16 protein-coding genes and 1 pseudogene are annotated in these 20,574 nt (G+C 66.2%); 10 read left to right on the plus strand and 7 right to left on the minus strand.

The window, feature by feature from the left end:
• Positions 1–92: 92 nt before the first annotated feature.
• The 5 genes from MJ602_RS14070 to bfr form a co-directional block, all read right to left on the minus strand.
• Entirely contained in the window at positions 93–2,237 is a 2,145-nt protein-coding gene (locus MJ602_RS14070) for a TonB-dependent receptor (RefSeq protein ID WP_243021459.1), read from the minus strand.
• An 88-nt stretch (positions 2,238–2,325) separates the two neighbouring features.
• Entirely contained in the window at positions 2,326–2,670 is a 345-nt protein-coding gene (locus MJ602_RS14075; RefSeq protein WP_243021461.1) for a DUF3325 domain-containing protein, read from the minus strand.
• A 4-nt stretch (positions 2,671–2,674) separates the two neighbouring features.
• Positions 2,675–4,360: a PepSY-associated TM helix domain-containing protein gene (locus tag MJ602_RS14080; protein WP_243021462.1), complete on the minus strand. Its 1,686-nt coding sequence runs from the start codon at positions 4,358–4,360 to the stop codon at positions 2,675–2,677.
• Positions 4,357–4,665, minus strand: coding sequence for a DUF3649 domain-containing protein (locus MJ602_RS14085; protein WP_243021464.1), 309 nt, complete (start codon positions 4,663–4,665; stop codon positions 4,357–4,359). The genes MJ602_RS14080 and MJ602_RS14085 overlap by 4 nt, the downstream gene beginning before the upstream one ends.
• A gap of 276 nt (positions 4,666–4,941) precedes the next feature.
• Complete coding sequence (bfr, locus tag MJ602_RS14090; protein ID WP_243021466.1) at positions 4,942–5,418, minus strand: bacterioferritin; 477 nt, start codon at positions 5,416–5,418, stop codon at positions 4,942–4,944.
• Between the two features lie 215 nt (positions 5,419–5,633).
• On the opposite strand from bfr, the gene ahpC reads away from it, so the two are divergent.
• The 8 genes from ahpC to MJ602_RS14130 all read left to right on the plus strand — a co-directional run bounded on the left by ahpC (position 5,634) and on the right by MJ602_RS14130 (position 15,064).
• Positions 5,634–6,197, plus strand: coding sequence for an alkyl hydroperoxide reductase subunit C (ahpC, locus tag MJ602_RS14095; RefSeq protein WP_162015690.1), 564 nt, complete (start codon positions 5,634–5,636; stop codon positions 6,195–6,197).
• 97 nt (positions 6,198–6,294) lie between these two features.
• A complete protein-coding gene (gene ahpF / locus MJ602_RS14100) occupies positions 6,295–7,863 on the plus strand; it encodes an alkyl hydroperoxide reductase subunit F (protein WP_243021468.1) in 1,569 nt (522 codons plus the stop codon).
• Between the two features lie 91 nt (positions 7,864–7,954).
• A complete protein-coding gene (locus tag MJ602_RS14105; RefSeq protein ID WP_243021469.1) occupies positions 7,955–8,692 on the plus strand; it encodes a TetR/AcrR family transcriptional regulator in 738 nt (245 codons plus the stop codon).
• A gap of 159 nt (positions 8,693–8,851) precedes the next feature.
• Positions 8,852–9,922, plus strand: a complete 1,071-nt coding sequence (locus MJ602_RS14110) for an HlyD family secretion protein (protein WP_243021471.1) — start codon at positions 8,852–8,854, stop codon at positions 9,920–9,922.
• Entirely contained in the window at positions 9,919–12,684 is a 2,766-nt protein-coding gene (gene rbbA, locus MJ602_RS14115; protein WP_243021473.1) for a ribosome-associated ATPase/putative transporter RbbA, read from the plus strand. Before MJ602_RS14110 ends, rbbA begins: the two co-directional genes overlap by 4 nt.
• A gap of 3 nt (positions 12,685–12,687) precedes the next feature.
• The gene (locus MJ602_RS14120) at positions 12,688–13,842 is read left to right on the plus strand and encodes an ABC transporter permease (protein ID WP_243021475.1); all 1,155 of its coding nucleotides are present in this window, start codon (positions 12,688–12,690) and stop codon (positions 13,840–13,842) included.
• A 419-nt stretch (positions 13,843–14,261) separates the two neighbouring features.
• A complete protein-coding gene (locus tag MJ602_RS14125; RefSeq protein WP_243021476.1) occupies positions 14,262–14,510 on the plus strand; it encodes a transposase in 249 nt (82 codons plus the stop codon).
• A gap of 248 nt (positions 14,511–14,758) precedes the next feature.
• Positions 14,759–15,064: a DUF6980 family protein gene (locus MJ602_RS14130; RefSeq protein ID WP_243021477.1), complete on the plus strand. Its 306-nt coding sequence runs from the start codon at positions 14,759–14,761 to the stop codon at positions 15,062–15,064.
• Between the two features lie 461 nt (positions 15,065–15,525).
• On the opposite strand, the gene MJ602_RS14135 is transcribed toward MJ602_RS14130, so the two are convergent.
• Positions 15,526–16,545 (minus strand): IS110 family RNA-guided transposase, encoded by a 1,020-nt coding sequence (locus MJ602_RS14135; RefSeq protein WP_243021479.1) that lies wholly within the window; start codon positions 16,543–16,545, stop codon positions 15,526–15,528.
• 308 nt (positions 16,546–16,853) lie between these two features.
• Here MJ602_RS14135 and MJ602_RS14140 point away from each other — a divergent pair.
• Positions 16,854–17,066 (plus strand): annotated as a pseudogene (locus MJ602_RS14140) (IS1634 family transposase); the annotation flags it as partial.
• A gap of 91 nt (positions 17,067–17,157) precedes the next feature.
• Here MJ602_RS14140 and ppsR read toward each other — a convergent pair.
• Positions 17,158–17,979 (minus strand): posphoenolpyruvate synthetase regulatory kinase/phosphorylase PpsR, encoded by an 822-nt coding sequence (ppsR, locus tag MJ602_RS14145; protein WP_162015701.1) that lies wholly within the window; start codon positions 17,977–17,979, stop codon positions 17,158–17,160.
• A 201-nt stretch (positions 17,980–18,180) separates the two neighbouring features.
• Between ppsR and ppsA the strand changes: the two genes are divergently transcribed.
• Complete coding sequence (ppsA, locus tag MJ602_RS14150) at positions 18,181–20,571, plus strand: phosphoenolpyruvate synthase (RefSeq protein WP_243021481.1); 2,391 nt, start codon at positions 18,181–18,183, stop codon at positions 20,569–20,571.
• Positions 20,572–20,574 lie beyond the last annotated feature (3 nt).

Below are 20,574 nucleotides of genomic sequence, written 5' to 3' on the forward strand. Positions count from 1 at the left end.
CGTGGCGTTGTGCTGTGCAAAACCCTGGCTTGCGCTCTCAGCACGGCATTGTAAATAAGAATGATTATTCTTGCTGAGTGGTTTGACGTGTCTCAGAACTGGCGCCGCAGCGTGACCTGCAGCGCGCGTGGCGAGCCCGGCAGGATCAGGTTGTCGTGGCTGCCGTGGCTGGACACGTAGTACTTGCGGTTGGTGAGGTTCCTGAGGTTCACGTCCAGGCCCCAGGCGCCCAGCGTGTATTGCAGGGCGGCATCCAGCGTGGTGTAGGCCGGTAGCGTGACCAGGTTGCTCACCGAGGTGAAGCGCGCACCCACATGCTGCAGGCCGCCGCCCACGCGCAGGCCGTTGCCCAGGTCCTTCATGGCCCACAGGAAGGCGGAGTTGCGCGGTGTGAGGGCGGGCACCTTGCCCTGCACGGCCACCGATTGCGTGGGCAATTGCGTGGAGGTCACGCGCGCCAGCGACTTGACCATGCGTCCGTCCAGGAAGGCGTAGCCCGCGCTCACATCCCAGCGTCCCGGCAGGCGGCCATTGAGGGTGAGCTCCAGGCCGTTGGTGCGCTGCACGCCCACGTTGATCTGGCGGGCGGGGTTGCTGGGGTCGGTGTTCTTGATGTTGCTGCGTTCCAGGTTGAACAGCGCGCCCGTGAGGTTGAGCTGGCCGTCCAGCAGATCCAGCTTGACGCCGATTTCCTTGTTCTCGGTGATCTCCGGCGCGTTGTCGGTGTTGCTGCTGCTCAGCGCGAACGACTCCGCCGACGGCTGGAAGGACTTGCTGTACGAAACGTAGTACGACACGGCTTCACTGGGCTGCCACACCAGGCCCGCGCGGGGGCTGAACTTCTTGTCGGTCCGTGCGAGCGTGGCCAGCTTGCGCTCGAAGCGGGTGTCCTGGTCGAACACGTCGTAGCGCGCGCCCACCAAGGCCTTCCACTGTGGGGCCAGGGTGATCTGGTTCTGCCAGTAGAGGGCTGCGGTGTCCTGCGTGGTGTGGCTGGGAATGGCGCTGTCGGCGTTGTAGTTGGCAGCGGGAATGATGGGCGCAGGGCGACCCTGAGGGCTGAACAGGGGCACCCGGTCGGCGCCGCCCGAGACCGATTCGGAGCGCTTCTTCTGCTGGCCCAGTTCCATGCCCATGAGCCATTCCTGGCGCAGGCCGCCGAGCTGGTTGCGCCAGGTCAGGTCGGTCTGGTTGAACAGGCCGCTTTCGTCGCGCAGGATGAAGGAGCGCGTGCGCCCCACGGTGCGTGTGGCGGGGTCGGTGGTTCCGCCCGGCAGGGTGTTGTAACGGTCGAGTTCGTAGTCGTACCAGCGCGTGATGTTGCGCACCGACCAGGCGTCGTTGAAGCGGTGGCTCAGCGTGGCGGTGAAGGCCTGGTTGCTGCTGGCGGTGGTGTCGTCCTGGGCAGCGTTGGACGAGCCGTAGTACGTGCCCGCAGGCACATTCACCGGGCGGCCGTTGAGCGCGGGAATGCCAAAGTCGGTGAGCCGCTTGTCGGCCGCGTGGGTGTACTGCAGCAGCAGCTGCGTGTCGGTGGCGAGCTTGAGCGCCAGGGACGGCGCCAGGTGGTGGCGCTTGACGAACTGCTGGTCGCGGTAGCTGCCCGAATCCTCGATGGCAGCGTTCAGGCGCAGGGCTGCGTTGTCGTTCACCACCAGGTTCATGTCGGCGCTGGCGCGGCGCAGATCGTGGCTGCCCAGCGAGAGTGTGGCTTCGCCGCCGCTGCGGTTCCAGTGCGGTTTCTTGGTGACGCGGTTGATCAGCCCGCCCGAAGAACCGCGCCCGTAGAGCACGGCGGCCGGGCCTTTGAGCACCTCGATGCGCTCGATGTCGGCCAGGTCGCGGAAGTACAGCGCGTCGTCGCGTACGCCGTCCACAAACTGGTCGGCAATCGCCGTGAAGCCCCGGATCACCACCTGGTCGCGCTGGCCGTCGCCATGGCTCATGGCCACGCCGGGCACGTTGCGCAAGGCGTCTTCCATGGAGCGGGCACCCTGGTCGCGCAGCAACTGGCCAGGCACCACGTTTACGGCCTGCGGCACGTCGCGCAGCGGGGCGCTGCCCTTGGTGGCGGTGGTGCTGGCGGCGGGGGAGTAGCCGTCTTGCTGCGCGCTGGACTGCACGGTCACTTCGCCCAGCGTTTGCGGCGGGGTCTGGGCCTGCGCACAGGCGCTGCCAAAGGCTGCCAGCAGTGCGGCGGCCAGCGGGTTCAAGGCAATGACATAAGGGGATCGCATGGTTTTTCCTCTCTAAAAAATGCGGGATGGCATGGCGTTGCCCAGCCGGTGCCTGCACCGGCCGGCGCGCAAAAGGGGTTGCAGGTGCTCAGCGACTGGCGTGCAGCAGCAAGCCCACTGCAAGGGCCAGCGGGGCCAGGGTGGGTGCGTGGCGCGGCCTCCAGGTCAGGCAGGCCGCGACGGCCAAGGCCGCCAGCGAACACAGCACGGCCCATGCCGTGGCGCGCAGTGAGGCAGGTTCTGGCGGCGCGTTCCCACCCGGTGCCTGCAATGCCAGGACCAGCGACAGCAGCAGCACCAACCAGCCGCAGGCCCTCAGCCAGGCCAGGTGCCGGGCGCTGGCGTGAGTGCCAAACACGTCGAGGTGGTGGCGGTCCATGCCCAGAGCCAGTGCGCACCAGCCCGCAAAGCACCACAGAAATGCAGCGACCATGGATTCAGCCTCCAGGTGCTGCGCTGGGCGCAGGGGGCAGGTCGGTGCCTTGGGGGCGGGGGGCGCTTTGGGCCGCGGGTGCTGGGCGCAGCTTGCGGGCCACGCCCAGCAGGGCCAGGCCGGTGCAGGCAAAGGCCAGGTCGGCCAGAGCCCAGGGCCAGGCGCCTTGGGCCAGCGTGCGGCCCAGGTGGGCTGGCGTGGTGAAGGCACTGATCAGCGGCAAGGCTGCCCACAGCGCACCCGCCAGGCCCATCAGCACCGGCCAGCCCCAGAGGTGGGGGCGCAGCAGTCTGCTGCCCAGTGCCCAGGCCAGCGCCAGCCCCCAGGCGGCAAAAAAGCAGGCCAGCTCGGCGTCGGGCCGGTCGGGCCACTGGGTGGGCAGCAGCCGGTTGGCCGCCAGATAGGCAGCGCAGGCCAGCGGCAGGCCGCCCAGCGCGGCCATGTTCGTGGCTGCCACCAGGCGCTCGCCCCAGGGGCGGAAGGTGGGGGTGCCAGGGGATGCTGTGCCCCGGCGCGCGCCAGCCTGCGCCCGCGTGCTGCGCTTGACGGTCCACAGCACCAGGCCGGTGGCAATCATCAGGCAGCCCAGCAGGCCCAATAGCAACAGCAAGGCCCGCAGCCCCGGCCCGGCAAAGCGCGCCATGTGCAGCCCGTACAGCACGCCGTAGGTGCGCACGGCAGGGCCTGCGGCGTCCAGGTGGTGCGCCAGCGTGCCGCTGCGCGCGTCCCACACCAGGCGCTCGGGGCGGTACTGCAGGCGCGCGTGGTCGGTCACCACAGCCTCCACCATGGGCTGGCCTTGCGGGTTGCGGTAGGCTTGCAGCAGGGCAATGGGGTGGGTGCTGCGCTGCGTGGATACTGCCAGCCAATGCGCCAGGTCCAGTTCACCCAGCGGCGGGGCGGGCGTGTCGCGCTCGGGGCGCAGGCGCAGGTCGGTGGGCTCACCGCGCAACTGCGCGAAGTAATGGGCGGCGTCGTTGCCGCTGGGGCCGGGATAGGCGGCTGCGATGCCCGCAGGCAGGTACAGGCTGTGGAAGATCATCAACCCGCTGAAAGTGATCATCAAGTAAAAGGGCAGCACCAGCACGCCGCTGAGGTTGTGCGCGTCCAGCCAGGCGCGCTGGGCGTTCTTGCCGGGGCGCAAGGTGAAGAAGTCCTTGAAGATGCGCCGGTGCGTGACGATGCCCGACAGCAGCGCAATGAACATCAGCAGCGTGGCCACGCCCACCACCCAGCGCCCTTGTAGTACCCAGCGGCCGTTTTGGGCGGTGCGCAGTTCGAAGTGGAAGCGGTAGAAGAAGTCGCCGCCCATGGTCTCGCGCGGGGTGAACACCTCGCCCGTCTGCGGGTGCAGGCGCAAGGTTTGCGGACGCTGCTGTTCGCCACTGGGGCGCCATTGAAGCGTGAGCGTGGGGTCGCGTTCGTCGGGCAGGCGCAGGCTCCATTGCGCGGCCTGCGCTGCGGTGCGCTGCGCTGCCTGCAGGGCCTGGGCAGAGGGCGGCTGGCCAGGGCTGTAGCCAGCCAGCAGTTCGGGGCGCATCCACAGGCTGATTTCCTGGCGGTAGAAGCTCAGGCTGCCGGTCAGGAAGATGGCAAACATCAACCAGCCGAGCACCAGTCCTGACCAGGTGTGCAGCCAGGCCATGGCCTGGCGCAGACTTACGCGCTCGGCGGCGGCGGGGTGGCTCATGGCGCCGCTCCCGGGTTGCGCAGCGCCAGGGTCAGGGCGCCCAGGGCCAGCGCGGGCAGCAAGGTGCCAGCCCAGGCCGTCCAGGCGCTGCGCGCGTAAAAGGCCCAGCCTGCAGCGCCTGCATAGACAAACCAGGCCAGCATGGTGGCGGTGAGCACGGCATCGACCCGCGTCAGAGCAGGCGCCAGCACCAACGACAGTGCCGCTGCTACGGCGGCCGCCAGGGCATATCCGCCCGCCGTGGCGGCAAGGGTGCGCGAAGCCACATTCAGGCGGTAGCGCCAAAGGGGGTGGGTCACGCGCATGACCAGGCCCCGGCCCTAGCGGGCGAGCGGCCCAGGCCAGCATGGCATGCGCGGCGCGAAGACAGGCGCGGCATCGGCAAAGCTCCGGACAGGTTGCACAACAGTGGCTGGCTGCAGTGGCGCTGTGGGCCGGGCGCTGCGGGCTGGCGATATCAGTGCATTATCGCTTGCGATTGATACAAATTCGCATTTGTGTAAACAAGAGGTAAAAACCTGCGGCGCGCGCGCAACAAAAAACGGGCCGAAGCCCGTTTCTTGAGAGGGTGCAGAAAGGGTTCAGTCCTGCTCACCCATTTGCGATTGCAGATAGTTCTGCACGCCCACGCGGCCGATCAGGTCGATCTGGGTTTCCAGGTAGTCGATGTGGGCTTCGGTGTCGTTCAGGATGCGCTGCAGCAGGTCGCGTGAGACATAGTCCTGCACTGCCTCGCAGTGCGCCATGCCCGCCTTGACGGTGGCCTGGGCGCCTTGTTCGGCACGCAGGTCGCAGGCCAGAATCTCGGGCACGTCTTCGCCGATCTGCAGCTTGCCCAGGTCCTGCAGGTTGGGCAGGCCGTCGAGCTGCAGGATGCGGGTCATCAGCCAGTCGGCGTGCTTCATTTCGCCGATGGATTCGTCATGCTCCTTCTTGGCCAGCTTGCCAAAACCCCAGTGCTCCAGGATGCGGTAGTGCATGAAGTACTGGTTGATGGCGGTCAGCTCGTTCTTGAGCTGGGCCTGCAGGTGGGCAATGACTTGGGGGTCGCCTTTCATGGTGGGCTCCTGTGGTGCTGAGGGGGCTTGAAAAACACGCAGCGTATGCCATTTTTGCGTGGGCTGCATGTAGGGCGCGGCAATCGATCGCACGGAGTCGCTGTAAATAGTTAAAAACCATCAAAACAATCGAATCAATCGATTGGTCAAATGCAGCCTGTGGCGCCATACTTCGTCCTGTGTTCAGTTCTAACCTCTCTACAAAGGAAGCAACCATGTCCCTGATCAACACCCAAGTCCAGCCCTTCAAGACCCAGGCTTTCCACAACGGCAAGTTCATCGAGGTGACGGAACAGTCCTTCAAGGGCAAGTGGTCCGTGGTGATCTTCATGCCCGCCGCCTTCACCTTCAACTGCCCCACCGAAGTGGAAGACGCCGCCGAACACTACGCCGAGTTCCAGAAGGCTGGCACCGAGGTGTACATCGTCACGACCGACACCCACTTCTCGCACAAGGTGTGGCACGAAACCTCCCCCGCCGTGGGCAAGGCCCAATTCCCCCTGGTGGGCGACCCCACGCACCAGCTGACCAACGCCTTTGACGTGCATATCGCTGAAGAAGGCCTGGCACTGCGCGGTACCTTCATCATCAACCCCGATGGCGTGATCAAGACCATGGAAGTGCATTCCAACGAAATCGCCCGTGATGTGAAGGAAACCCTGCGCAAGCTCAAGGCAGCCCAGTACACGGCAGCGCATCCTGGCGAAGTCTGCCCCGCCAAGTGGAACGAAGGTGCCAAGACCATCGCCCCCTCGCTCGACCTGGTCGGCAAGATCTAAGGCATCGCCACCCCGTCAGTCGCACTGACCACGACGCCCGGGTGCCTGGCGCCCGGGCTTTTTTACGCCCATACATCGACATTTCAGGAGTTTTGCCATGCTCGACGACAACCTCAAAGCCCAGTTGAAAGCCTACCTGGAGCGCCTGCAGCGCCCGGTGGAACTGGTGGCCACGCTGGACGGCAGCGCCACGTCGAACGAGCTGCGCGAGCTGCTGGACGACATCCGCGCCCAGTCGGACAAGATCACCGTGGTCGAAAAGAACGACCTGGACGTGCGCAAGCCCTCGTTCCTCATCACCAACCCCGGCGTGGACAGCGGCGTGCGCTTCGCCGGCGTGCCCCTGGGCCATGAATTCACCTCCCTCGTGCTGGCGCTGTTGCATGTGGGCGGCCACCCCTCCAAGGAGGCGGCCGACCTGCTGGAGCAGATCCGCGCGCTGGACGGCGACTTCCACTTCGAGACCTATTACTCCCTGAGCTGCCACAACTGCCCCGACGTGGTGCAGGCGCTCAACCTCATGAGTGCGCTCAACCCGCGCATCACCCACACCGCCATCGACGGCGGCCTGTTCCAGGGCGAGATCGAGGCGCGCGAAATCATGGGCGTGCCCACCGTGTTCCTCAACGGCGAGCGCTTCGCCCAGGGCCGCATGGAGCTGGCCGAGATCGTCGGCAAGATCGACAAGGGCGCCGCCGCCAAGGACGCTGCCAAGCTCAACGCCAAGGACGCGTTCGATGTGCTCATCGTCGGCGGTGGCCCCGCGGGCGCCGCTGCCGCCGTGTACGCGGCGCGCAAGGGCATCCGCACCGGCGTGGCGGCCGAGCGCTTCGGCGGCCAGGTGCTCGACACCGTGGACATCGAGAACTACATCTCCATCAGCAAGACCGAAGGCCCGCAGTTCGCCGCCGCGCTGGAGCGCCATGTGCGCGACTACGAGGTGGACATCATGAACCTGCAGCGTGCCAAGGCACTCAAGCCCGCTGCCACCGAGGGCGGCCTGATCGAGGTCGAGCTGGAAAGCGGCGCCACCCTGCGCGGCAAGACCGTGATCCTGTCCACCGGCGCGCGCTGGCGCAACATGAACGTGCCCGGCGAGGAGCAGTACCGCACCAAGGGCGTGACCTACTGCCCGCACTGCGACGGCCCGCTGTTCAAGGGCAAGCGCGTGGCGGTGATCGGCGGCGGCAACTCCGGCATCGAGGCCGCCATCGACCTGGCGGGCGTGGTGGCGCATGTCACCGTGCTCGAATTCGCGCCTGAATTGAAGGCCGACGCCGTGCTGCAGCGCAAGCTCAAGAGCCTGCCGAACGTGGAGGTGATCGTCAACGCCCAGACCACCGAAGTGAACGGCGACGGCCACAAGGTCACCGGCATCACCTACAAGGACCGCGTGGGCGGCGAGGTGAAGCAGATCCCGCTCGAAGGCATCTTCGTGCAGATCGGCCTGCTGCCCAACACCGACTGGCTCAAGGGCACGGTGGAGCTGTCGAAGTTCGGCGAGATCGTGGTGGACGCCAAGGGCCACACCAGCGTGCCCGGCGTGTTTGCCGCCGGCGACTGCACCACGGTGCCTTACAAGCAGATCATCATTGCCGCGGGGGCGGGCGCCACGGCCGCGCTGAGCGCCTTCGACCACCTGATCCGCAGCACGGCACCGGCCTGAACCTGGGGGAGGCACGGGGGGCCACGGGGCGTTGGACGCTGTATGCTTACCCGGTGAGCGTGCCCAGACACGCCCTACCGGAGACGCCCCTTTGACCGCCCGTACACCCAAGCCCCAGGACGGGGCCAGTGAGCCCCGCCCGCGCAGCACCCAGTTGCGCGACCGTGAACTGCAGCGCCGCCGCAGCGCTATGCTGTCGGCTGTGCGCACCCTCATCCGCAAGGGTGGGGTGCAGGCCGTGACCATGCGCTCCGTGGCCGATGCCATTGGCGCATCGACCACCATGGTCTATTCGCTGTTTCCCGACAAGGCCACGCTGATCTCCCACGCGCTCAAACGCGACTTCACCGAGTTGTCGCGCCTGCTGCTGGAGGCCGCTGGCGACAGCGGCAGCGCCACAGAGCGTGTGCGCCGCGTGGCCCTGGCCTATGCCAAGCACGGCCTGACGCACCCGCTGCAGTACCGGCTGCTGTTCATGGAGCAGCGCCCGCTCACCACCATCGAGAACGCAGGCATCGAATACGGCAACCTTTCCGAAGACGCCTACGCGCTGCTGTGCGGCCTGGTGCAGGCCATGGCCAGCGAACGCGGCCTTGATGTGCCCATGCAGGAAATCCAGACCGTGGCGCAAATCATCTGGGAAGGCGTGCACGGCCTGGTGGCCCTGCGCCTGACCATCGACCAAGACCCCTGGTTCCAGCGCCTGCCGCTGGACGAGCACCTGAACATCCTGCTGGACGTGCTGCTGACCGGCATCGACGCGCGCTGGGCCCATCTGCCGGGTGCCTCAAAAAATACAGCAAAAAAGGCCTCCAGCGCCCGTAAATAAAGCGCTGGTAGCTATTAAAAATATAGCAAACTGCTGCTGAACCGAGGCGTAGGCTGGGGTGCAGTGCATGGGTGGGGCCAGGCGTGTCACCGGCGCGCTTCCAGGGGCGGGCACAATGGGTGGATACCCGTACCTCCAAGCCGAAGGGACTCCCGCTCCATGGCCATCCAATGGAAAACCTGGGCCAGCACCGCTGCCGTGGTGGCTGGCGCTGCGCTGGTGCTGACACTGTGGGCGCCCTGGCGCTCCAACGGCCCGCCTACGGGCTTTGTCAGCGGCAATGGCCGCATCGAGGCGACCGAAATCGCCGTGGCGGGCAAGCTCGCCGGGCGCCTGCAGGAGGTGCGCGTGCGCGAGGGCGACTTCGTGCAGGCCGGGCAGGTGCTGGCGCGCCTGCAGGTCGAAGGCCTGCAGGCCCAGCACGACGAGGCCCGCGCCCGCCTGCAGCAGGCCCACCAGGCCGTGGCCACCGCCCAGGTACAGGTGGCGCAGGCCCAGGGCAACCACCAGGCCGCGCTGGCGCAGGTGGTGCAGCGCGAAACCGACCTGCAGTCCGCCCGCCGCCGCCTGCCGCGCACCGAACAACTGGCGCGCGACGGCTTTTTGTCCGACCAGGTGCTGGAGGACGAACATGCCAAGCTGCGCAACCTGGAGGCCGCGCTGGCCGCCGCCCACGCCCAAGCCCGTGCCGCCGAGGCGGGCGTGGCCGCAGCGCGCACCCAGGTGCCTGCCGCGCAGGCCAACGTGCAGGCCATGGAAGCCACGGTGCAGCGCATTGCCGTGGAGCTGGCCGACAGCGAGCTCAAGGCCCCGCGCGCCGGGCGCGTGCAGTTCCTCATTGCCCACCCCGGCGAAATCGTGGCGCCCGGTGGGCGCGTGCTGCAGCTCATCGACCTGGCCGACGTGTACATGACCTTCTTTCTGCCCGAAACCGTGGCGGGCCGTGTGGCGCTGGGCAGCGAGGTGCGCATCGTGCTCGACGCCGCGCCGCAGTACGTCATCCCGGCGCGCGTGTCGTTTGTGGCCAGCACCGCGCAGTTCACGCCCAAGACGGTGGAAACCGCCAGCGAACGCCAGAAGCTCATGTTCCGCGTGCGCGCGCAGATCGACCGCGAACTGCTGCAGCGCCACATCGAGCAGGTCAAGACCGGCCTGCCCGGCGTGGCCTGGGTGCGCATCGACCCGCAGGCCCCCTGGCCTGAACGCCTGGCCCTGCCGCGCCAGCCGTGAGCACACAGCCGCCACCCGCCAGACATGTCGCCCAACTGCGCGGCGTGGGTCTGCGCTATGGCGCGGTCAGCGCGTTGGAGGGTATCGGCCTCGACCTGCCCGCCGGGTGCATGGTGGGCGTGATCGGGCCCGACGGCGTGGGCAAATCCAGCCTGCTGGCGCTGCTGTCCGGCGCGCGCGCCGTGCAGGTGGGCAGCCTGCAGGTGCTGGACGGCGACATGGCGCGTGCCGCGCACCGCCGGGCCGTGTGCCCGCGCATTGCCTACATGCCCCAGGGCCTGGGCAAGAACCTGTACCCCACGCTCTCGGTCGAAGAAAACCTGCAGTTCTTTGCCCGCCTTTTCGGCCACGGCGCGGCCGAGCGGCGCACGCGCATCGATGCGCTCACCCGCGCCACCGGGCTGCACCCCTTCCTGGCACGGCCTGCAGGCAAGCTCTCGGGCGGCATGAAGCAAAAGCTCGGCCTGTGCTGCGCGCTCATCCACGACCCCGACCTGCTCATCCTCGACGAGCCGACAACAGGCGTGGACCCGCTGGCGCGCGCCCAGTTCTGGGAGCTGATCGCCCGCATCCGCAGCCAACGCCCCGGCATGAGCGTGGTGGTGGCCACCGCCTACATGGACGAAGCCCAACGCTTTGATTGGCTGGTGGCCATGGACGGCGGGCGCGTGCTGGCCGAAGGCACGCCTGCCGCGCTGCTGCAGCGCACCGGGGCCCAGGATCTGGAGGCCGCCTTCATCGCCCTGCTGCCCGAGGAGCGGCGCCGCGGCCACCAGCCCGTGCAGCACCAGCCGCTGCCCGAAGGTGCCGAGCACGCCGTGGCCATCGAGGCGCACGGCCTGACCATGCGCTTTGGCGACTTCACCGCCGTCGATAGCGTGAGCCTGCGCATCCGGCGCGGTGAGATCTTTGGCTTCCTCGGCTCCAACGGCTGCGGCAAGACCACCACCATGAAGATGCTCACCGGCCTGCTGCCCGCCAGCGCAGGCCAGGCGCTGCTGTTCGGCCACGCCGTGGACCCGCGCGACATGGACACGCGCAAACGCGTGGGCTACATGTCGCAAGGCTTCTCGCTCTACACCGAGCTGAGCGTGCGCCAGAACCTGGTGCTGCACGCACGCCTGTTCCACGTGCCCGAGGCCCAGGTGCCCGAGCGCGTGGCGCACATGGCGCAGCGCTTTGGCCTGCAGGACGTGATGGACGCGCTGCCCGACAAGCTGCCGCTGGGCATGCGCCAGCGCCTGTCGCTGGCCGTGGCCATGGTGCACCAGCCCGAGCTGCTGATCCTGGACGAGCCCACCTCGGGCGTGGACCCGATCGCGCGCGACAGCTTCTGGCGCCTGATGATCGAGCTCTCGCGCCGCGACGGAGTGACCATCTTCATCTCCACCCACTTCATGAACGAGGCCGAGCGCTGCGACCGCATCTCGCTCATGCACGCGGGCAAGGTGCTGGCCAGCGACACACCGCAGGCCATCGTGCAGGCCCACGGCGCGGCCACGCTGGAGCAGGCCTTCATCGACTGCCTGGTGCAGGCCGGTGGCGCGGTGGCATCGGCCACGCCCGCGCAGCCCGCCGCCGACCCCGGTGCCGACACCCCTGCGCCTGTACCAAAGCCCCCGCGCGATGGCCGCTGGCGCCGCAGCCTGCGGCGCCTGTACAGCTACGCCTGGCGCGAGGCGCTGGAGCTGCAGCGCGACCCCGTGCGCGGCGCGCTGGCGCTGCTGGGCTCGCTGCTGCTGATGTTTGTGATGGGCTACGGCATCAGCATGGACGTGGAAGACCTGCGCTTTGCCGTGCTCGACCACGACCAGACCAGCCTGAGCCGCGACTACGCGCTGCAACTGGCGGGCTCGCGCTACTTTCAGGAGCAGCCCCCGCTGCGCGATGACGCCGACATGGATCGGCGCCTGCGCAGTGGCGACATCACGCTGGCGCTGGAAATCCCGCCCGGCTTTGCGCGCAGCGTGCAGCGCGGCGAGCGTGCCGAGATCGGCGCCTTCATCGACGGCGCCATGCCCCAGCGCGCCGAAACCGTGGCGGGCTACGTGCAGGGCATGCACCAGTACTGGCTGGTGCAGAAGATCACCGAGGCCACCGGCGCCGCGCCCGCAGGCCTGATCAACGTGGAAACGCGCTTTCGCTACAACCCCGACATCAAGAGCCTGCCGGCCATGGTGCCCGCCGTCATTCCCATGCTGCTGCTCATGCTGCCGGCCATGCTCACGGCGCTGGCCGTGGTGCGCGAGAAGGAGCTGGGCTCCATCTTCAACTTCTACGTCACGCCCACCACGCGCACCGAATTCATGCTGGGCAAGCAGTTGCCCTACCTGCTGTTGTCGCTGCTCAACTTCGCCATGATGGTGCTGCTGGCCGTCACCGTGTTCGACGTGCCGCTCACCGGCAGCCTGGCCGCACTCACCGTGGCCATGGTGCTGTTCTCGCTCAGCGCCACGGGCCTGGGGCTCATGGCCTCGGCCCTGGTGCGCAGCCAGCTTGCGGCCATGTTCTTCACCATGATCGGCACCATGCTGCCGGCCATCCAGTTCGGCGGGCTCATCAACCCCGTGTCATCGCTCGAAGGGGCAGGGCGCTGGATTGGCGAAATCTACCCCGCCAGCCACATGTTCACCATCAGCCGCGGCGTGTTCAACAAGGCGCTGGGCTTTGCCGACCTCGGCGCCTCGTTCGGGCCGCTGCTGCTGGCGCCCGTGGTCATCCTGGGCCTGGCCATTGCGCTGCTGCGCAAACAGGAGCGTTAGAACATGTTCTTGACCATGGGGTTGCACCGCCTGCGCATGCACCTGGCCAACATCCGGCGCCTGGGGGTCAAGGAGCTGTGGAGCCTGTGGCGCGACCCGGTCATGCTGTTCCTCATCCTCTACACCTTCACGGTGGCGGTGTACACCTCGGGCACGGCCATGCCCGAAACGCTCAGCCAGACCCCCATCGCCATCGTGGACGAGGACGACTCCGCGCTCTCGGCGCGCATCACCGGCGCCTTCTACCCCCCGGCCTTTTTGCCGCCCGTGCGCATCACCCACGCCGAGGTGGACGCGCTGCTCGACGCCGGGCACTACACCCTGGTGCTGGTCATCCCGCCAGGCCTGCAGCGCGACGTGCTCGCCGGGCGCCAGCCCACGCTGCAGCTCAACGTGGACGCCACGCGCATGAGCCAGGCCTTTGCCGGCAGCGGCCTGGTGCAGCAGATCGTGGCGGGCGAGGTGGCCGAGTTCGCCCAACGCCACCGCGCCGTGCAGGCCCCGCCGGTGGAACTGGTACCGCGCATGCGCTTCAACCCCACGCTGTCCAACGTGTGGTTCGGCTCGCTCATGGAGCTGGTGGGCCAGATCACCATGGTCTCCATCATCCTGACCGGCGCCGCGCTCATCCGCGAGCGCGAGCACGGCACCGTCGAGCACCTGCTGGTCATGCCCGTCACACCCACCGAAATCATGCTCGCCAAGGTCGGCGCCATGGGCCTGGTGGTGTTGCTGGCGGCAGTGCTGTCCATGCGCGGCATCATCCTGGGCGCGCTGCGGGTGCCGGTGGACGGCTCGCTCTGGCTGTTCTTTGGCGGCGCCGCGCTGCACCTGTTTGCCACCACGTCCATGGGCATCTTCATGGCCACCCTGGCGCGCAACATGCCGCAGTTCGGCCTGCTGGTCATGCTGGTGATGATGCCGCTGGAAATGCTCTCGGGCGGCATGACCCCGCGCGAGAGCATGCCCACCTGGGTGCAATGGGCCATGTCCCTGGCCCCCACCACCCACTTCACCGAACTGAGCCAGGCCATCCTCTACCGCGGCGCAGGCCTGGCCGTGGTCTGGCCCTCGCTGCTGGCGCTGGCGCTCATCGGCAGCGTGCTGTTTGCCCTGTCACTGCGGCGCTTTCGGCGGGCGATTGCGCAGATGGCGTGAGTTTTTGGCCAAATTGGCCTCTGGCGCTTATGGATCAAGCGTGAGCTGCTATCAAATTGAAAGCGTTTGAAGGTTCAACCTGCTCAACGGTAGCGAGGTAGCCAAAGCCACCCTCTGCCCCGCAGGCGCGGGGCACCAGGGTGGTGGCGTCGGTCACCGTGCCGGGCAAGCAGGCGGCGGGGGCCGCCGCCGCGGCACCTGCTGTGATGGAGTGGACCTGAATTTCAAGAAAAATCAGGCTGTAACGCCCGTCTATATTGCGCTGGCAGCTATGAAATCAGGAGTGATTTGAATGGATGCGGCTATCGATCAAAAGACCGTTGGGTGTCGATGTATTTGACGCCTTCAGGCAGGGGGTAGCCAGCGGCCGACAGCCATCCAGATGAAAGCACCAAAACCGTCATTCAGCCGGGCGACAAGTGCAAGGCCACCTGTGCCTGCGCCACCCACAGCGCACAGCGGTGCGGCAGGTGGCGATCTTTGCCAAGGGTCAGGCCAGCGCGAATGCTGTGCTTGAGGCGATGAAGCAGCGCATCGACAGCCCCGAGGGACGGCAGCGTTACAGCCAGCGCATCGGCACGGTGGAGCCTGTGTTTAGCAACATCCGGCACAACAGGCGGCTGAACCGGTTCACGCTGCGCGGGCAGCACAAGGTGGGCACGCAGTAGCGGCTGTATTGACTGGTGCACAACATCGAGAAACTGGCCGGGTGCGGGCTGAGGAAATAGCGGGCAGGAGTGGGCCTTGTTCGGTGCCAGAATGAGCGCTGCAGGCCCGATCAGAAGCCCGATTGAGCGAGCCGATCAACCGCAGACGACATCAGGAAGAGGCCAAGCCATGATCACCACCATCACCGCAACCCAGCGCCAGCCGGTGGCTGGAATTGGGGTTTTTGCACAGCCTCGTTAGACCTCCCATGAGCAAGCATTGTTGCGATTCGATGCGCGCGCACATTGCGCCGCCCTGCGATCAGCATGAGCCCGGCGAGTGTCCGGACGCGCTCGTAGTGTTCGAATCCCGTTTCAGGGAATACGGCTTGCGCGTACAAGACGGCGGCACTTCCTTCGTCCAAATTGACTTCTGCCCCTGGTGTGGTTTCAAGCTGCCCGGATCGCTTCGCGACAAGTGGTTCGATGAATTGGAGCGGCTCGGATTCGACGACCCCTGGGTGCAAGATATTCCTGCAACCTTTCGCTCGGAGGCATGGTATGCAGAGGTCTAACCTTCATTCCATGGCGACGACACTTGCCGCTTCGCGGCTCGTGCCGCGCCCTGAACACCAACAACAAGGGCTTTCCCCAAAAGTCAAACGCTTTCCCCACCGTGATGCATCGCGCAGCGATGCATCACGGAATGCATTTTTGAATTGACCTGATTCTTTTCACCTTCTGCGCCAGTGCTTCGTTGCGGTGTGAGCAAGGGATGCGGACAGCGAAACTACAAACGGTCATTGAAGCTGCTCGTTGCAGCGGACCCTGATGAAAGACGCGCGCGGGGGACCCATTCGTTAGCCGAGGATGGCCATCGCCTTGCTGTGGCCGATGGCCCTGATCTCCTTGAGTTAATCGGTCACGCCCCGCGCAGGTCCAACCTTGACTCATCGATGTTGCTGGTTGCACGCGGTGAAGAAAATCGAATCAATGCCTCCCTGTTTCTGTGGTGTTTGGCGCCGGATTCGGGTGCTCAGGCGGGCAGGTGGAAGTCTTCACCCTTGCTGAGCACGGCCCAGCACATGCGGGCGTTCTTCGCGGCAATGGCCACGATGGCCTTCCAGTAGCCCCGCCGCTGCGCCAGGCTCACTGCCCAGCGGCTGATGGGGTCGGTCTTGTTCTTGGCGGCCACGAGCACCGCTCGTGCACCGAGCACCAGCAGGCTGCGCAAGTACGGGTCACCCGCCTTGGTGATGCGCCCCAGGCGCTGCTTGCCGCCCGAGCTGTACTGCCCGGGCACCAACCCCAGCCAGGCGCACAACTGGCGTCCGCACTTGAAGTCGCGCCCGTTGCCGATCGTGCTCAGGAGTGCGGTGGCCGTGGTCTCGCCGATACCCGAGAGCTGCATCAGGCGCTGGGCCTCGGTGCTCTGGCGGGCCATGGTCTTGATGTGCTGGTCGTACTGCGCGATGCGCTCATCCAGCCGCGACACCTCGCTCAGCAGATCGCCGATCACGGTGTTGGCCCAGCCGGGCAAATCTTCCAGGCGGGCCAAGGCTTCGCGGCGCACCACGGCGGCCTTGAGCGGCAACACGATGCCCAGCTCAGATAGCAGGCCCCGGATGCGGTTGAGCGTGGCGGTGCGCTGTTCCACAAAGCCCTGGCGGGCGCGGTGCACCAGCAACTGGCCTTGTTGCTCGATGCTCTTGATGGGTACGAAACGCATGTTAGGCCGGGTGACGGCTTCGCAGATGGCGGCGGCGTCTGCGGCATCGTTCTTGCCGCGCTTGCCCGAGAGGCGGTAGGGGATCACGAACTTGGGCGCCATCAGGCGCACGGTATGGCCAAAGCGTTGAAACTCACGCGCCCAGTGGTGGGCACCTGAGCAAGCTTCCATGCCGATCAGGCAAGGCGGCAGTGAGGCAAAGAGTTCAAGCAGCTTGGCGCGCGGAACGCTGGGGCGCACCAGCGCAGGCTGGCCTGTGGCGTTCACGCCATGTACGGCAAAGACGTTCTTGGCGAGATCGATGCCGATGGTGACAATGGCAGACATGGACTTCCCCTTCCAAAAAACGAGTGAATTGATGAGAGATCGAACTTCCCATCGTGGCACTTTGATGCCGTACCCCGCAGCTGCGCGGATCACTCGGGACGGGGAAGTCCCTTTCATTCGTTGAACTAAACCGCTGACGCGGTGGTTGGTTTTCACAGGCTGCCACCGCGTTTTTGTTTGCGCAGGCTTGCGGTAGAGGGCATTGAGGACAAGCCTTCGATCTGGGCAATGTTGCCCGGCATTGAAGGAGACTGTCATGACCGAACTACGCCAACGCATGCAAGAGGCCATGCTGGTGCGCGGCCTCCCGCGTCATGCGCCAGCGCCTCAAGTGTGCGGGCAGCGATTTGTCCCCCGAAGCCGCCTTGGCCGATTTGCGTCGCATCCAGCGCCACAGCGTGAGCATCGACCACGGCGCTCCCATCCAGGGCGTCTCCAATATTCATCAACGTCAGACCGATATCCTGGCCGCACTCAGCATCAAGAAACCCGCACACGACGCTCAAATGACACTTCTGTAGTGACAAATTCAGACGGTCACTTCAAGCAAATCAATAACTTGCAGCGTTTGGTGTCGAACTCGGGATACCCGTCCCTGTCCACCCGTGCAGATCAGTACACCAACCGCTCCGGCCGAATCTCCTGCAGGATGGTCGTGGCGATTTCCTCGATGGATTTGGTGGTGGACGACAGCCAGCGGATGCCGGCGCGGCGCATCATGGCTTCGGCTTCGGCCACCTCGTGGCGGCAGTTTTGCAGGCTGGCGTAGCGGGAGTCGGGGCGGCGTTCGCTGCGGATTTCGGACAGGCGCTCGGGGCTGATGGTCAGGCCGAAAATCTTCTTGCGGTGTGGCACCAGCGCGGGGGGGAGCTGGCGGCGCTCAAAGTCTTCGGGGATCAGCGGGTAGTTGGCCGCCTTCAGGCCGTGCTGCATGGCCAGGTACAGGCTGGTGGGGGTTTTGCCGCTGCGGCTCACGCCCACCAGGATGACGTCGGCGCCTTCCAGGTCGTGGTGGGTCTGGCCGTCGTCGTGCGCCAGGCTGAAGTTGATGGCTTCGATGCGGTCGTGGTATTCCTTGCTCTTGCTGATGTCGGAGAAGCGCCCCACGCGGTGGTGCGACTTGATGCCCAGCTCCACCTCCAGCGGGTGCACAAAGGTGCCGAACATGTCCAGCAGCATGCCTTTGCAGCCTTCCTGGATGACCTTGAGCACTTCCATGTTCACCAGCGTGGTGAAGACGATGCACTTGCGCCCCTCCAGCTCGGCCGTGTGGTTGATCTGGCGCACGGCCTGGTGGGCCTTGTCCACGGTGTCGATGAAGGGCAGGCGCACGTGGCGGGGCGTCATTTCAAACTGCGCCAGGATGGCGTTGCCGAAGGTTTCGGCGGTGATGCCGGTGCCGTCGGAGACAAAGAATACGGTTCGTGTGTGCATATAGGGGGTTATCCTGAGCGTCAGGCTATCGCCAGTGGGCTGGGCCTACAATCGTTGCCAATTTATCTGATTTCTCAGCATGTTTCGCGTTCACGGCCTACAACCACAACGACAAAGCCGAGCCCCGCGCGCGCATGCCCGTCCATCGCTCCTACTCCAGGGCATGGGCGCAGACCCGGTTTTAACTTCTGGAGCTTTCCCATGTCTGCACTGTTCAACGCGACCGCCCTGGTCGTTCCGTTTGAAAACCTGAGAATGACCGACGTCGAGGCGGTTGGCGGCAAGAACGCCAGCCTCGGCGAGATGATCTCGCAGCTGCCCCAGGGCGTGCGTGTGCCCACGGGCTTCGCCACCACGGCCCACGCCTTCCGTGAATTCCTGGCCTACGACGGCCTGGCCGACAAGATCAGTGCCAAGCTGGCCGCCCTCGACACCGAGGACGTGCGCGCGCTGGCCCAGGTGGGCGCCGAGATCCGGGCCATGGTGGAGGCACAGCCTTTCCCTGCCGATCTGGAGCAGGCCATCCGCGAGGAGTTTGCGCGCCTGTCGGCGGGCAACCCGCACGCCAGCTTTGCCGTGCGCTCGTCGGCCACGGCGGAGGACCTGCCCGACGCTTCGTTCGCTGGCCAGCAGGAAACCTTTTTGAACGTGCACGGCATCGACGAGGTGCTGCACAAGATGAAGGAGGTGTTCGCCTCCCTCTACAACGACCGCGCCATCAGCTACCGCGTGCACAAGGGCTTTGCGCATGACGTGGTGGCCCTGTCGGCGGGTGTGCAGCGCATGGTGCGCTCCGACCTGGGCGCGGCGGGTGTGATGTTCACCATCGACACCGAGAGCGGCTTTGAGGACGTGGTCTTCATCACCAGCAGCTACGGCCTGGGCGAGACGGTGGTGCAGGGCGCCGTGAACCCCGACGAGTTCTACGTGCACAAGCCCATGCTCAAGGCGGGCAAGCAGGCGGTGATCCGCCGCAACCTGGGTTCCAAGCTGATCCAGATGGTGTTCTCCACCCCCGAGGAGAAGGCTGCCTCGGGCAAGCTCATCAAGACCACCGACGTGCCCGCCGAGCTGCGCAACCGCTACTCGCTCACCGACGCCGATGTGCAGCAACTGGCGCAGTACGCGCTGGTCATCGAGCAGCACTACGGCCGCCCCATGGACATCGAGTGGGGCAAGGACGGCGAAGACGGCCAGCTCTACATCCTGCAGGCCCGCCCCGAAACGGTGAAGAGCCAGGTGCAGGGCCAGGCCGAGCTGCGCTACAAGCTCAAGGGCACGGGCCCGGTGCTGGCCGAGGGCCGCGCCATCGGCCAGAAGATCGGCACCGGCCCCGTGCGCCTGGTGCACAACATTTCCGAGATGGACAAGGTACAGCCCGGCGACGTGCTCGTCACCGACATGACCGACCCGAACTGGGAACCTGTGATGAAGCGCGCCAGCGCCATCGTCACCAACCGGGGCGGGCGCACCTGCCACGCGGCCATCATCGCGCGCGAGCTGGGCATCCCGGCCGTGGTGGGCTGCGGCAACGCCACCGACAAGCTGAGCGATGGCACCCTGGTCACCGTGAGCTGCGCCGAGGGCGATACCGGGAAAATCTACGATGGCCTGCTGGAAACCGAAGTGACCGAGGTGCAGCGCGGCGCCATGCCCCCCATCAAGACCAAGATCATGATGAACGTGGGCAACCCGCAGCTCGCCTTCGACTTTGCCCAGCTGCCCAACGAGGGCGTTGGTCTGGCGCGGCTGGAGTTCATCATCAACAACAACATCGGCGTGCACCCCAAGGCCATCCTGGACTATCCGCAGATCGATGCCGATCTGAAGAAGGCCGTGGAATCCGTGGCGCGCGGCCATGCCTCGCCCCGTGCCTTTTATGTGGACAAGGTGGCCGAGGGTGTGGCCACCATTGCGGCGGCCTTCTGGCCCAAGCCGGTGATCGTGCGCCTGTCGGACTTCAAGAGCAACGAGTACCGCAAGCTCATCGGCGGCAGCCGCTACGAGCCCGAGGAAGAGAACCCCATGCTGGGCTTCCGCGGCGCGGCACGCTATGTGAGCGCGGACTTCGGTGAAGCCTTCGCCATGGAATGCGAGGCGCTCAAGCGTGTGCGCAACGACATGGGCCTGACGAACGTGCAGGTGATGGTGCCGTTCGTGCGCACGCTGGGCCAGGCCGAGCGCGTGACCCAGCTGCTGGCGCAGCATGGCCTCAAGCGCGGCGAGAACGAGCTCAAGCTCATCATGATGTGCGAGATCCCGAGCAACGCCATCCTGGCCGAGCGCTTCCTGGAATTCTTCGATGGCTTCTCCATCGGCTCCAACGACCTGACCCAGCTCACGCTGGGCCTGGACCGCGACTCGGGCCTGGAGCTGCTGGCGCAGGACTTCGACGAGCGCGACCCGGCCGTCGAGGCGCTGATCCACCTGGCCATCAAGGCCTGCCGTGCGCAGGGCAAGTACATCGGCATTTGCGGCCAAGGCCCCAGCGACCACCCGGACTTCGCCCAGTGGCTGGCCAAGGAGGGCATCACGTCCATCTCGCTCAACCCCGACAGCGTGATCGCCACCTGGCAGCAACTAGCGAACTGATAA

This window comes from Simplicispira sedimenti (genome assembly GCF_022760965.1).
GTDB lineage: Bacteria > Pseudomonadota > Gammaproteobacteria > Burkholderiales > Burkholderiaceae_C > Simplicispira > Simplicispira sedimenti.